This window comes from Lysobacter enzymogenes (genome assembly GCF_023617245.1).
GTDB lineage: Bacteria > Pseudomonadota > Gammaproteobacteria > Xanthomonadales > Xanthomonadaceae > Lysobacter > Lysobacter yananisis.
Window position 1 is genome coordinate 3325413 of sequence record NZ_CP067396.1, and the last position, 14067, is coordinate 3339479.

3 protein-coding genes are annotated in these 14067 nt (G+C 72.3%); all 3 read right to left on the bottom strand.

Annotated features, from left to right (window positions below):
- Positions 1 to 837: 837 nt before the first annotated feature.
- Positions 838 to 12828: a filamentous haemagglutinin family protein gene (locus JHW41_RS13730; protein WP_250442661.1), complete on the bottom strand. Its 11991-nt coding sequence runs from the start codon at positions 12826 to 12828 to the stop codon at positions 838 to 840.
- Between the two features lie 108 nt (positions 12829 to 12936).
- The gene (locus JHW41_RS13735) at positions 12937 to 13281 is read right to left on the bottom strand and encodes a hypothetical protein (protein ID WP_250442663.1); all 345 of its coding nucleotides are present in this window, start codon (positions 13279 to 13281) and stop codon (positions 12937 to 12939) included.
- Positions 13282 to 13379: 98 nt separating this feature from the next.
- Complete coding sequence (locus tag JHW41_RS13740) at positions 13380 to 14051, bottom strand: hypothetical protein (protein WP_250442665.1); 672 nt, start codon at positions 14049 to 14051, stop codon at positions 13380 to 13382.
- Positions 14052 to 14067: the final 16 nt, after the last annotated feature.

Genomic DNA, 14067 nt, shown 5'->3' on the forward strand with positions numbered 1-14067 from the left:
GAGACGTCTCCTTTTGAGGGTGCGGACCGAATGCCCGCGGATCAATCCGTATCGATTCGTTGCAGGGCGCCGACGCGTCGCCTCGGATGGGCTGCGTTGGCGCGGCGACAGGATGGGTGCGGCGTGTGCAAGCGCAGCGACCATGCGGGTAAGTATTTATTACATGCTTCAAGTGATTAATCGGCAGGGATTTAGCGCGATCTGAATCGTGTTTTCGTAAGCGATGCGAAGGTTTTGTGTCTGCGCGCGATCGCGTGGTTACACAGATGACAGCGTGTGCGCGCACTGCGTCACGGTCATGGGCGATGAGTCCAGGGTGCGGTTGCGACGCGTGTCGATTGTCATCTGCGCGAGAATCCGCAGTGTTCGCGTGTTCGCATGCGCGGCTTCGGCGTTTCGCAATTAGCGTTGCGAAAGGCGGGCACGGTTCTCAGCGGTTCGCAACGACGCGGAGACTCTCTGGCGATGGAGATCGTGGCGGTGTTGCGCGCAAGCGTCGCGTGGCTGCCTGCATTCGCGGTTCGTGCCCGCCTGGTTGCTTTGCGACAGAAGTGCACGCTGCGATGTCGCACTGGCGCATGCGCGGAAATGAAAGCCGAAGATCCCGCGTACTTGCGGTAATCGAGTGCTGGGGCTTTCGGCGTTGCTTGATTCTCGCGGTCGCAGCTTGCGCAGCTCCTACAGGGAGAGTGCGTGGTTGCGGCCGAAGGTCGGCAGGATCGTTTTGCCTCGCGCGGCTGAAGCGAAGATGCTGCGCTCGCCGCTCAAAAAAAGGCGGCCTGTCGGCCGCCCCGTTTCGTTCCCCTGCCCTTCGCGCCGATGCTTCGGCGGGCCGCGTTACGGCGAGTTCGCGCAGCGCGGGTTGCTGGCCTCGCATTGGCCGAAGCCGATCACCTGCACCGAGATCAGCGCCGGCAGGTCGCGGCCGCCCATCGCCGGGCGCTTTTCCGCCATCTGCTCGGCCACCGCGTTCACGCCCGAGCTGGCCGACGAGGCCGCGCTGAGCGCGCCGGTGTCGACGTTGCGCGCGACCGGAATGCCGATGGAGTCGCCGTCGACCTGGATGTTGTCGGCGTTGGCGATGGTCTGCGCGGCGACGATCAGGTTGCCGCCGATGCGGATGCCGGCGTCGCCGGCGTCGATGGTGCCGCGCGGGGCGATCAGCACCGCGTCGCCGGCCTTGCCGACCGCGGCGGTCTGCAAGGTCGCGATGCCGGCGCCGGTGACCAGGCCGCGCGCGTCGATCCGGCAGTACTGGTCGACGTCGCAGACGTAGCGCACCGGCGGCTTGTCCGACGAGGTCTTGGCGCCCTTGCCGGCGTTGATGTCGCCGTTCGAGCTCCAGATCGTCAGGTCGCCGCCGCGCTGGGTGAAGATGCGGCTCTGCGCGAGCAGCACGCTGCGGTCGGTGAAGATGCCGATGTCGCCGATGTCCAGCGTCAGCACGCCTTGCTGGTTGGGGCCGATCACGGTCTCGCCGCGGTTGTTCGTCACCAGCGGCGGCGCGGCGACGCTGCCGACCAGCACCTCGCCGCCGGGGCCGAGAATGCGCACGTCGCCGCCCTGCTGGGTCTGCACGGTCGAGCCGCGCATGTCCATGCGCCCGGTCGCGACCGGCGCGTCGGCGCCGTTGGCGCCGCCGTCGAGGCGGTTGGCGGTGTAGCCCAACGCCTGCGGGAACAAGGTGTTGATCGCGCGGTAACCGGCGGCGTACTTGCCGAACTCGGGGCTGGCCGGGTTCTTGTTGTCGCGGCCGGCGCGTTCGAGCAGGTCCAGGAACACCTTGTCGACCAGACGCTGCTGCGCCGCTTCGGGCAGTTGCGCGAATTCGGCCCAGGCCTGTTGCGGCGACAGCGCGCCGTCGCCTTGGCCGTCGCCGTCGCCGCCGGCATCGCGGCGCTGCTGGCGTACGTAGGCGGCGAGCCAGCCCGCATAGGCCACGGATTCCTCGCCGGCCGGATCGAGATAGCGCGCGGCGAACGCGCGCGTGTCGATGCCCGGGGCGACGCCGAAGCGCACCACCAGGTCGGCGCCGTCGTAGCCCAGCCCGGCGTTGTCGCGGTTGCCGATGGTGCGGATGCCGCCGCCTTCGGCGCGCAGTTGGTTGAACGCGTAGGCCTCGTTGGCCGAAGTGAACGGGCCCAGATCGCGCCCGGCCTGGATTTCGAAGCTGCCTGGCCCGCCGAGTTCCATCCAGTTGTAGCGGCTGACCCGGCCGCTGATGCTGCGGCCGAGCGGTCGGTAGTACAGATCGCGTCCGGCCAGCACCCGGGTCGCGTCGCTGGCGCGGTAGTTCTGTCCGCGCAGGTCTAGGTCGACGATGTCGCGGCCGGCGCGGATCGTCGCCGGCTTGGGCAATTCCAGGGTCAGGGTGTTGAAGCTCTGGCGCTGGTCCGGCTGGCCGTTGACGATGTCGCCGAGCGCGTACACCCGAACCGGCTCGCGATCGTCGCGGTGCAGGTTGGCGCGCTGGTCGCGGCTCGGGATGAACACGTCCAGGCGCGAGAAGTCGAACGCGGTCTGCTCCGGCAGGCTCGACAGCGGTCGCAGCGGCGACGGCATCCAGGCCGGGTCGATGTCGAGCAGGCGCAGCGTGTCCAGGCGCGGGAACGTGTCGGCGTACAGCAGCACGTCGCCGCCGGCGAGCAGGTTCAGGCCGCCGCGCGCGGACGGGAACAGCTGGCCGCCGTTGCGCACGCGTACGTCGCCGGCGATCGCGGTCAGGCTCAGCGAACCCGGCAGCACCTGCGCGAACAGCGAGCTGCTGCCGATGCTGTACGGCGCTTGCGGACGGTTCGGGTCGCGGCCGCCGTAAGCGAACAGCGCGTCGCCGAGCAGCAGGCTGCCGAGCTGCACGTCGCCGGTGGTCGAGGTCGCGTTGAGCGCGGCGTCGGCGCCGAAGGTCTGCGAATCGACTTCGCGCTCGGTCAAGCGCGCGTACGAGGGATTGAGCACCCGGCCGATGTCGACGTCGCCGCTGGCGCCGACGTTCCAGCGCGCGTCCTGCATCGCCAGGATCGGCGCCACGCCGGAGCTCATCGTCGTGGTCTGGCTGCTGACGTTCTCGATGAACACCGGCACGCTCAGCTCGTAAGCCGAACCGATGCGGCCGCCGGCGTTGAGCGAGCCCTCGCCCTGGGACACGAAGAAGTCGCCGCCGAGCACGTCGCGACCGGCGCTGGCGCGCAGGTCGCCGCCGCCGAAGCGGCGCAGGCCGCCGGCGCCGTCGCGCTGCCATGTGGTCGGCGAGGACGCCGACACTTCGACCAGGTCGCGGCCGGCGTCGAGGCGGATGTCGCCGCCGACGCTGAGCAGGCCCTGGGCGAAGCCGCCGAAGTTGATCGAGGTCGAGACCAGGCGGCCGTCGGCATCGGCGACGTTGCCGGTCTGCATCCACGGCCACCAGTACTGGACCAGATAGCTGCCGGCGACGCCGCTGCGGCGGCCGTCGCTGTCGCGGATCTGGCGGTTGCCGACGATGTCGCGGCCGGCGCGCACGCTGAGGTCGCCGGCCGCTTCCGGATTGACCGCGCCGGTGACCGCGACCAGCGGGCCGCCCAGGTTCTGCGGCGAGCTCGCGCCTTCGATCCGCGGCCGCGAGGTGTCGGCGCTGGTGCCGTCGCCCGGACGGCCGGCGGTGTAGACGCTGGCCGGCGCGTCGCGGTCGGCGAAGCGCACGTCGCGCGCGGCGACCAGTTCGATCTCGCCGGTGCCGGTGCGCAGCACGTTCGGCAACAGCAGATCGCTCTGGCCGGACTTGCGCAAGGTGGTGTGGCCGTCGAACACGATGTCGGCCGCGCCGCCGCCGGCGCGGTCGGGCGCGACGCTGCTGAAATCGGCGCCGGCGACGAAGCGGTAACGGCTGCTGTCGCCGCCGGCGAGCTGCTGCTCCAGCCACGGCGTCGGCCGTTCGGCGCTGGCCTGCAGCATCGGCGTGCGGTCGGCGGCCGGCGGCACCGGGCCGAGCACCGGCAAACGCGGCACCCAGGTCATCGGCGGCGCTTCGCCGGCGGCGACGCGGTTGGCCAAGTCGATCACGTAGCCGCGATAGCGCTCCAGATAACCGGCGTAGTCGCCCGGTCCGGCCGGCGGCGCGGGCTCGTCGATGCCGGCGTCGCCGGTGCCGGCGATCGAGATCAGCAGGTCGATGAAGCCCATCAGCGAGGTGCCGGGGCCGACGATGTTGTCGAGCGCGCTGTCGGGCCGGGTCATCAAGTCGAACAGTTCGTCGTACTGGCCGTAGTACTGGCCGGATTCGTCGTTGGGATCGTAAGGCTGCGGCGCCGGCAGGAACTGCTCGCTGTCGGGCATGCTCAGCGGATTGTTCTGCAGCCAGGTCATGCGCGCGGCGACCGAGCCGTCGTAGTTGCCGACCGCGCCGCTGCCGGCGGCGTTGTAGTTGTAGAACCCGTCGCTGATGCTGGCGTTGACCTGCACGTCGCCGGCCGCGCGCAGGGTCAGCACCGGCGCGGCGCCCTGGTAGCGGAAGTCGGGCGCGTTGCGGTCGCCGGAGTTGAGGTTCCAGTTGGTCAGCACCCGGATCGCGCCGCCGTCGCGGCTCGCGTCGGGATTTTGCAGCTCGATGCCGGGACGCGCGCGGAAACGGGCGATGCCGGCGAAGCGTTCGCCGAAGGCGAAGCCCGGGGCCTGGGCGAAACGCATCAAAGTGCCGGCCTGATGCTCGACGCTGTCGCCGTTGAGATAGCCGTAGAAGCCCTGATGCGCGGCGTTGGCCGCGTCGGGAGTGAAGTAATGGGTCTTGAGGTAGAGCGCGAGCTGTTCCGGCGTCTGCGGCGCGGCGAGTACGGCGCCGCTGGCGTCGCGCCACTTGCCGGCGACGAGCTGGCCGTCGGCACCGTACCAGCCGGCCGGATCGACGATGCCGTCGAAGTGGCGTTCCGGATGCGCCGGATCGACCGCATCGCTTGCGCTCCACACCGCATACGCTTCCAGCCCGACCTCGCGCGCGCCGACGAACGCCGCCGGATTCTCGACCGCGATGTTGACGTCGCCGCCGACCAGCAGCGGCGCGCGCAGTTCGACCTTGCCGCCGGACAAGCCGCCGGCGCTGCCGCCGCGCACGTCGATCAGCGCGTCGCGGCCGATGCGGACGACGCCGGCCGCGTCGGCGGCGACGTTCTGATAGCCGAAGGAGTCGTTGAGGCTGCCGTCGCTGCGGCCGCCGGTGCCGATGCGCACGGTACCGCCGCGCTTGCCGGCATCGCTGCCGTTGGCCAGCAGGCGGCCTTGCAGGTCCACGCCGTGGCGGCCGTACAGATCGATGCGGCCGCCGGCGCTGCCGGACGCGTCGATGTCGCCGAGGATGCGCACGTTGCCGTTGGCCGCGTCGCGCAACAGCGCGTCGCTGCCGCCGTCGGCGATCAGGCTGACTTCGCGCGCCTTGAGCGTCTGCCCGGCGCTGAGCTGCAGGTCGCCGCTGCGGCTACGCACCGCGATGCCGCGGTCGATGCCGCTTTGCGCCAGACGCTGCGCCAGCGTGTCCAGGTCCAGCGCCGCGCCGCTGTCGAGTTCGATGCGGCCGCCCTGTCCCTTCGGCGCCGCGCCCTTGAGCGCCCCATCGAGCGCGATCGCGCCCTGCGCCGCGAGCAGGCGCAGCTCGCCGGCGTCGCCGCCGCCGGCCGCGGCCGACACGTCGAGCTGCGTGCCGCTGGCCAGCGCGATGCCGCCGCGCTCGGCGCGCAGTTCGATCCGCCCGCCCGGCGCGTACACCGGCTGGTCGAAGATCGCCTTCGACAACGCCGACACGTCGATCGCGCTGCCCGCGTCCAGGCGCACGTCGCCCTGAGTCGCGACCAGGGTCGCGCGGCCGGAGTTGGCCCGGATCAGCGCGCTGCCGGCGATGCTGGCGCCGCGCAGTTCCAGCGCGCCGCCCTGCGGCCGCGCCGCGTCGGCCGCGGCGTCGCCGACCCGCGCCAACGTGATCGCGCCGCTGCTGCGCAGGCTCTGGTCGGCGCCGCCTTCGGCCTGGATCAGCGGCGCCTGCAGGCGCAGATCGGCGGCGCCGAAATCGACGCTGCCGCGGCCGCCGGCGGAGATCTGTTTGGCCGCTTCGACCGACACCTTGGCGAAGCCGGCGAACTGCGAATCACCGCCGCTGAACGCGACCGAATCACCGCGCAAGTCCAGCGTGCCGCGACCTGCCGGCACATCGCCGGCGGGGCCGCCCTGTACGCCCAGTTCGTTGCCCAGGGTCAGCCGCTGCGCGCTCAGCCGTACCGTGCCGCCGTCGCCGCCGAAGCGGCGCGCGCTGAGGTTGAGTTCGCGGTCGCTGTCGACGTCGATATCGCCGTAGAACGCCATTTCGCCGTAGCTGCGCAGGCTCACCCGCTGGGCCTGGCCGAACTGGGCCAGGGTATTGCGGCCGACCACGAAGCCGTCGTAGCGCGCATCCGGGTCGGCGCTGAACACCACCCGCCCGCTGCTGGCCTGGATGTCGCGCCCGGCCAACACCGCGCTGGCGTCGACGCGGGCGTTGCCGGAGGCGTCGAGCATCAGCGCCGCGCCGCCGTCCAGGCGCGCGCTGGCGCCGACGTCGAGCAGGCCGCGCGATTGCTCGAACGCCGGCAGGCCGCGCCGTTGCAGGGTCGCCGCGCCGGCGTTGGACACCCGCAGCAGCGCGCCGTCGCCGTTGATCGCGGGGCGGTTGCTGGCGGCGTCGGCGTTCTGGCCGATCACCAGCTGCAGATCGCCGGCGCCAGCCAGGGTACCGCGCGCCTGGATCACGCTGCCGTCCTCGACCCGCACGCCCTGGCTACCGTCGCCGGCCTTGGCCACCAGCACGATCTCCGGGCCTTGCAGCGGCGAGGCGGCGTCGTTGGACAGCAGCACGTCGCGCGCGCGCACCGAGATCGCGGTGCCGTCGCTGCCGCGTTCGCGCACGCCGCCGATCAACAGGCTGCCGGCGCCGAGCGCGCTGAGTTGGCCGGCGTCGAGCTGCACATAGCCGTCGAGCGCGGCCTGGTTGCGGCCGCGGATCTGGATCGCGTCGGCGACCACGTCGATCTGCGCGGCGGCGCCGCCGTCGGCGGCGGCCACGTCCAGGCGCGCAGCCAGTTCCAGCGCGCGTTGCGCGCTGAGCACCAACTGGCCGCCGTCGCGCGGCAGCTGCGGCGCGAAGCGGCCGGCCTTGCCCGCCTGTTCGGAGAAGAACTTGTTGGCGCGGCTGAGCTGGTATTGCGAGTACTGGCCCCACACCGCCTCCGACTGCACGTCGAACGACTGCGAACGCGCATCGCGCGCGCCGCTGAGCGAGTCGACGTAGTAGCCGGCGACGCGATGGGTGCCGTCCGGCGCGGTCAGGTTCTGGCTGGCCAGCGCGTCCTGGCCGCCGCTGCGCTGGACCACGCGGAACGCGCCCGGCAAGGTCGCGTAGCGGCCCGGCAGCAAGGTGTAGACGCCGTCGGCCAGCCCCGGCACGCCGGACAGGTACACCGACTTGCCGACCTGGCTGCTGCCGGCGCCCTGGTCCAACAGCGGGTCGCTCGCCGCCAGCGGCGACTGCGCGCCCGGCACGATCGCATAGACCTCGCGGCCGTCGGCATACAGCGGCGCGCGCGTGCCGCTGCCGCCGTCGGCGTAGTTCACCGCGACGCTCGACAGCACATCGCGGCTGCCGCCAGTGCCGGCGACCCATTCGAACGCCTGCAGATCGCCGCCGCCGGACAGGTCCACGCGCGCGCCGTCCTGCAGCGACAGCTCGGCGCCGTCGAGCGAGATGCGCTTGAGCGGCGGCGCGGTCAGGCGCTGCTCGACGTCGTTGCCGTCCCATTGCAGCGAATCCACGGTCTTGCCGTACGGCAGCACGCGGCCGTCGAGCGAGACCGAGGTCAGGCTGCCCGGCGCCAGGGTCACCTTGCGCGTCGGCGTCAGCGCGAGCTGGTTGAACAGCGCGCGGGTGGCCGGGTCGTCGTCGTTGCCGGCGCCGAGCACGATCTGCCCGGCCGGCGCGCGCAGCGTGCCGGCCTGTTCGATTTCGCTCGCGTCCAGCAGCAGCTTGCCGCCGGCCGACAACGGCAGCGGCGCGGCCGCGCCGTTGCCGGCGATGCGGATCGCGGTGTCGGCGCGCTGGCCGGCCGCGTCCTTGGCGCCGAGCGCGCGCACGATGAAGGTTTCGCCGCTGGCCGGATACAACTGCGCGGCGCGGAACGACAGATTGCCGCCGCTGAGCAGTTCGCCCGGTACCAGCCGCACTTCGTTGTTGATCGTCGCGCTCTGGTAGAGGCTGGGCGTGTGGAAGCGGATGTCGCCGCGGCTGTCGAAGGCGGCGTCGGCGAAGTTGCGCAGCGCCACGCGTCCGCCGATGTCGATGAAGCCGGCCTCGACCTTCAGCGTCGCCGCGCCGGGCTTGCCGGGTTCCGGCAGCGCGGTCGCGGCGTCGCCGCCGAGGCCTTGCAGCGATACGTAGGCCGAGCGCAGCGTGGCCGCGCCGCGCTCGCCGCCGGCCTGGAACGCGCGCGCGTTGATCATCAGCGCGCGCGCCGGCGACAGGATCACATCGCCGTCGAACGCCACCGGCGCCACGCCGGGGCCGCGGATCAGGCCGTCTTCGCCGATCCCGACCAGCAAGGTGTCGATGCCGGAACCGTCTAGCGAGTCGGCTTGGAAATGCATCGTGCCCGAAGGCGTTTCGCGGCCCGGCTCGATCGCCCCGCCCGCGCGCGCGGCCGGGTCCAGCTGGCTGCCGCTCTGATGGAACACGATCTGCGATGTCGCCAGCGGCGCGCGTCCGCCGCTGACGTCGAGCGGTCGCACGCTCTGCGCGGTCAGCAGCTGCACGCTGCCGCCGCGCGCCTGCGCGTCGCCGCCGGCGGCCTGGATGCGACCGTCGAAGAACAGGCCGCCGGCCGCGGCTAGCACCAGCTCGCCGCCGTCGCTCCACACCGTGCGCGCCTGCAGCGGCGCCTGGCCGATCGCGCCGCTGTCGGCCGGCAGGTCGAACACTGCGCGCGCGCCGGACATATCCAGGCGCGCGCCCTGCTCGACCACCACATAGCCGCCGTCGTTGCTGAGGCGGATGCGGCCGCCATCGAGCAGCTTGCCGTCGCGCGGCACCGCGCCACCGTTCGGCAGCGGCGCCTTGAACGGATCGAGCAAGGCCACGCCGGACACATCCAGCACCGCGTCCTTGCCGACCCACACCGACTTGTCCGCGCGCCAGTAGTCCACCTGCGACGGGCTGTGCGACGGCGACAGCGCCGTGCTCGAGGTGTCGCCGGACAGATCGATGCTGCCGCCGTGCGCGATCACCGAACCCAGCACGGTGGTCTGGCCGCGCGAACCCAGGCGCACCGCGCCGCCGGCGTCGACCTGCACCTGCGCACCGCGTTCGAGCGTGAGCGTGTCGCGAACTTGGTCGAGCCCCGCGACGTTCGGCAGGGTGCGGCCAGTGGCCGCGCCGGCTTCGAGGAAGAAGTCGGCGGCGTCGCGGTGATAGTCGTCGAGGCGGCCGAACGCGCCGTATTGGCCGGCGCCGCTGGCCGTCAGTCCGGCGTAGAGGTCGCCGCCGCTGCGCAGTTCGCGCAGCGCGTCGAGGTTCGGCAGGAAATTGCGCTGCGACACGCTCAGCTGGGTGCCGGCGACGATGCGCGCGTCGTGGCGCGCGACCAGCTCGTAGGCGCCGAAATCGCCGTCGCGGAAGAAGCCGGCATCGAGGCGCAGGGTGCGCGCATCGTCGGCGAGCGGATCGGCCGCCGACGCGCCGATCAGGATGTCGCGCGCGTGCAGGCTCAGCGTGCCGCCGCCGGCGAGGCCGCCGCCGCGCAGGTTCTGCGCGCTGAAGCGCAGTTCGCCGGCGCCGGGCTCGGCGTCGAACGCCGACGCGGGCAGGAACGGATTCAGCGACTGGGTGCCTTCGCGCGGCTGGTACAGCTTCAAGGCGATATCGCCGCCGCGGCCCAGCGGCACGCCGTTCTTGGCCGCGAGCTGGCCGTTCGGCAGGATCCGGCCGCCGCCGGACACGTCGAGCAGCGCGCCCGGATCGAGCACGATCGAGCCGCCGGCGTCGCGGCCGCCGCCGGCGCCGTCCAAGAGTGGATATTCGGAGACGCTGAGGCTGATGCGGCCGCCGTCGATGTGCGCGCCGCCCTGGCGCTGGTCGGCGACGCGGTCGCGGTCGTTGACCCATTGTCCGCGCGCGAGCAGGCGGCCGCCGGATTGCACGGTGATGCCGCGGCGCGCGCCGGCTTCGGGATTCGCGTCGTTCTCGCTGGTCGCGCTGAGCGCGATCTCGCCCGAATCGGCCTGCAAGGTGCCGGCCACGTTCACCCGCGCGCCGCTCAGGGCGATGCGGCCGCCGGCGTCGACCTGCAGGTGCGCGTCGCCGGCCACGTCGATGCGCGAGAGCTTGTCGCTGAGCTCGACCGTGCCGAAGCCGGCCTGATTCAAGGCCTGCGCGGACAACGTGCCGCCCTGCCCCTGGGTCAGGCGCTGCTGCATCGAGAAGTCCGCGGCCACGTCGGGTACCGCGCCGTTCTGCAACGTCCAGCGACCGTAACCGGCGCCGCTGACCGAGACGCTGAACTTGCCGCCCAGCGCCGGCGCGCCGCGCTCGCGCTGGTCGCGCCCGGATTCGGCGTTGCCGCGCAACTCACCAGCCAGCACCAGCCCGGTGTCGACCCGGGTCGCCTCGGTGCCGGCGTCCTGGCGCAGCACGATGTTGAGCTCGCCGCCGTCGCCGCCGTGCACGTAGTCGGATTCGTAGTAGCGGTCCGAACGCGCGAACGCGGAATGGAAGTACTCGCGCACGTTCCAGCGCTGGTGGTCGAGCGAGAACTGGCCGGCGAAGCCGAGGTAGGACTGCGACGGGTCGGCCCCGGCCAGGCGGTAGGTGCGCCCGTCCGCGCCGATCACCCGCGGGGTTTCGACCATGCCGCCCTGGTAATGCAGGAAGCCGCCGCTGACGTCGATCACCGAGCCGCCGCGGGCGACGAATTCGCGCGCGCTGACGTTGATGGTGCCGCCGTCGACCAGCAGCTGGTCGATGCCGCGCGGACGCTGGTCGGCGTAGCCGGCGGCGTTGAACAGCGGGCTGCCGATCCAGGCGCGGCCGTCGTCGGTGACGCCGCGCTCGCGCGCGTCGAGCACGACCTTCTTGCGGTAGAACGCGCCGCCGCGCAGCAGCGGCGAATCGGCCAGCTCGTTCTCGCCGATGCGTTCGATGGTGATGAAGTGGTCGGACATCGGCCGCAGCACGTCGGCCAGGCCGGCGACGTTGATCTGCGCGCCGCGGTCGATCTGGATGCGCGCGACCTCGGGCTTGCTGGTGCCGTCGCGCAGCGGCTCCATGCCGACCAGATCGAGCTTGGCGCCGGGCATCAGCACCAGCGCGTTTTCCTGCAGGCGCATCTGCGCCGCGGCCAGCACCGCGTTCGGCGCCTGGAACGCCTTGTCGGCGGTCGTCGCCGAGGTGGTGGTCTCGCCGTCGCGCTCGGGCAGGATCGCGGTGACCGAAGCGCTGCCGAAGCTGAGCTTGCCGCCGGTGCTGCCGCTGAGATCGGCCGGCTTGTCGACGCCGGCCGAACGCGAGTGGTTGGCGGCCACGATCGAGATCCGCCCCGGCCGGCTGACCGAAGTGGTGGTGCCGACATAGCCGTCCTGGTGCAGGTCGTAGCCGGTCAGGGTGACCGTGCCGCGCTTGCTGGCGACGATGCCGGTATTGTCCAGGCGGCCGTAGCCGACGTTGGGCGCGCTGGCCTGCGGCGCCACGCCGCTGTAACGCAGGTTCAGTTCGTTGCTGGCGCCGGCCGGCGCCGGGGTCGAGAACGCGCCGACCACCGCGGCCAGCTGCGCATGGCCGTCTTCGGCGGTCACGCTGCCGGCATTGCTGAGGTTCGGCGCGGCGATCAGGGCGTAGCCGCCGGAACCGGTCTTGATCTGCGCGCCGGCGTCGATGCGGATGTCGCCGGAGGCTTGCGGCCGCGCCGCGGCGCCGCCGACGAACTCGGCCAGTTCCGAGGTCAGCACCGCCGCATCGGCCTTGGCCCGGCGCACGCCTTCGCCGATGAAGATGCGGTTGCTCTGGGCGACGTCGTTGCTGAAGAGGTTCAACGAAGACACCAGCAGCGAGCGGGTGTTGACCTGGCTGGTGCCGCCGAACACCACGCCGTTGCGGTTGAGCAGATAGACGCTGCCTTCAGCCTTGATCTGGCCGAAGATCTGGCTCGGCCGGCCGCTGGGATCGTCGACCCGGTTGAGCGCGATCCAGTCGTTGCCGCCGCCGCTCTGGTTGCCGCCGCGCTGGTCGAAGTAGACCGTGGTGCGGCGGCCGACGTTGAAGCTCTCCCAGCTCAGGATCGCCTTCTTCTGGGTCTGCTCGACGGTGACGGTGACGTTGCCGGACGCGTCGTTGTTCTGGCTCGGGCCTTTGGCGCCGAGCCACAGCTTGGATTGGTTGAGGCGCGGGTCTTCGACCGCGATGGCGCCGGGTTCGAAGCGCACCCCGGCGGCGACCTTGAGCCCGCCCTGGACCAGGCCGTCGGGCACTTGGTTGGCCGCGCTCGACGCCGCCGCCGCGGCGCGCGCGGCCACCTGCGCGGCATCGAGCGCGGAGCGCACGCGCGCGGCCTGGGCGAACGCCGCCAGCGAGCGCTGCGCCATCTGCTGCGCCTGCGCCGATTGCAGGCCCTGCTGCTGCACGTTGCGCGCGGCCTGCGCAGCCGGATCGGCGCCGCGACGCGCGAACGGATTGGGATCGGCGTACGCGGCGCCGCCGACCAGCGCCAGCGAAATCGCCGCGCTCAGCGCGAACAGGCGCAAGCGCGCGGGCGAAGGACGGCCAGGGGCGTTACCGGCGAGGGGCTTGCGGGTCATGACGGCTTCCTTTGCGCGGGCGGCGTGGGCGTGGACGCGGCGGAGGCGTCGCGCAACGCGGCGACGCGGTGGAATGGGAGACACTTTGCGGCTGTCCGCGCGCGCATCTCAGCGCACCGGCGGCCGCGACAGAGGCGTCGCGGGAAAAGCGCGTTCGGGTCGTTGCGGCACGATCGACTTGCCGTACTGGTCGCCGAGCCGCTGCCGCGTCGCCGCCGGCACCGCCAGGCCCTGCCCGGTCGGCGCCAGGCGCTCGCCCGGCGAATCGGCGGCGCTTACCGGCGCGGTTTTGTCGACTTCGGTCTTGATCGCGGCGTTGACGCAATCCCAGCGCCCGGCCTCGTCGTGTCCGATCCGCACCTGCACGCACGGCGGCGGCGCCGGCTGCGAGGCCGGCAGGATCCGCCGCTGCGCCGGCAGCGTCGCGGCGACGGCGCACAGCGCCAGCATCATTGACGCGCGCGCGAACGTCCGTCGCGCGGCCGCAGGCGCGCGCGTCGCGCGCGAAACCGCACGACGGATGCCGACAGCGCGGGCGCGCGGCATACGCATCAGTCGTTCGACATCGTGCCGGCGGTGCGCGCGGCGGCGTCGCCGGCGCCGCACTGTGCGGTCTTGGCGCGTTCGTCCTCGAGCTTGTTCTCGAGTTCGCGCGCGCGGTTCTCGCGCTCGACCTGGCCGAAGCCGAGCAAGGTCACCCGCTTGCCCTTGGCATAGGCGGGATCGCGATACAGCTGGGCCAGCTCGCGCCCGGCCTGGTACAAGGCCTCGCTGCCGGCCGCGCAATCGGCCGCGCGCGCCTGCGCGGCGTCGAGCCGTTTCGCCAGTTCCGCGCGCTCGCGTTCCTTCTGCTGCGCGCTGTGCGCCGCCTGTTCCTGCGCGCTGCGCCACTTGAGCGCCTCGCCGCGCGCCTGCTCGGCCGACGCCGAAGCCTGGCCCAGGCGCTGTTGCAGCGCCGCCAGTTGCGCGCCGTCGGCGGCCGGCGCGGGCTTGGCCGCGCGGCCCTTGAGCTCGTCGCGCTCGCGCTCGGCGGCGGCGGTCGCGGCCTGCTGCTGGGCCAGCGCGGCCTCGGCGGTGCGCAGGCGCGAGGCGGTGTCGCGCAGCGCGTCGCGCAGGCGGGTTTCGTTGGCGCTCTGCGCATGCGCGGCGGAAGCGGCGAACCACAGCGCCGCCAGCAACGGCGCGCTGCGCAGGGCGGCATGGCGAATCGAAGGCAGGCTCATACGCTAGGCGTCCTTT

Coding starts and splice junctions, on each gene's coding strand:
- JHW41_RS13740 (WP_250442665.1), bottom strand. CDS start 14,051: ATGAGCCTGCCTTCGATTCGCCATGCCGCCCTGCGCAGCGCGCCGTTG.
- JHW41_RS13730 (WP_250442661.1), bottom strand. CDS start 12,828: ATGACCCGCAAGCCCCTCGCCGGTAACGCCCCTGGCCGTCCTTCGCCC.
- JHW41_RS13735 (WP_250442663.1), bottom strand. CDS start 13,281: ATGATGCTGGCGCTGTGCGCCGTCGCCGCGACGCTGCCGGCGCAGCGG.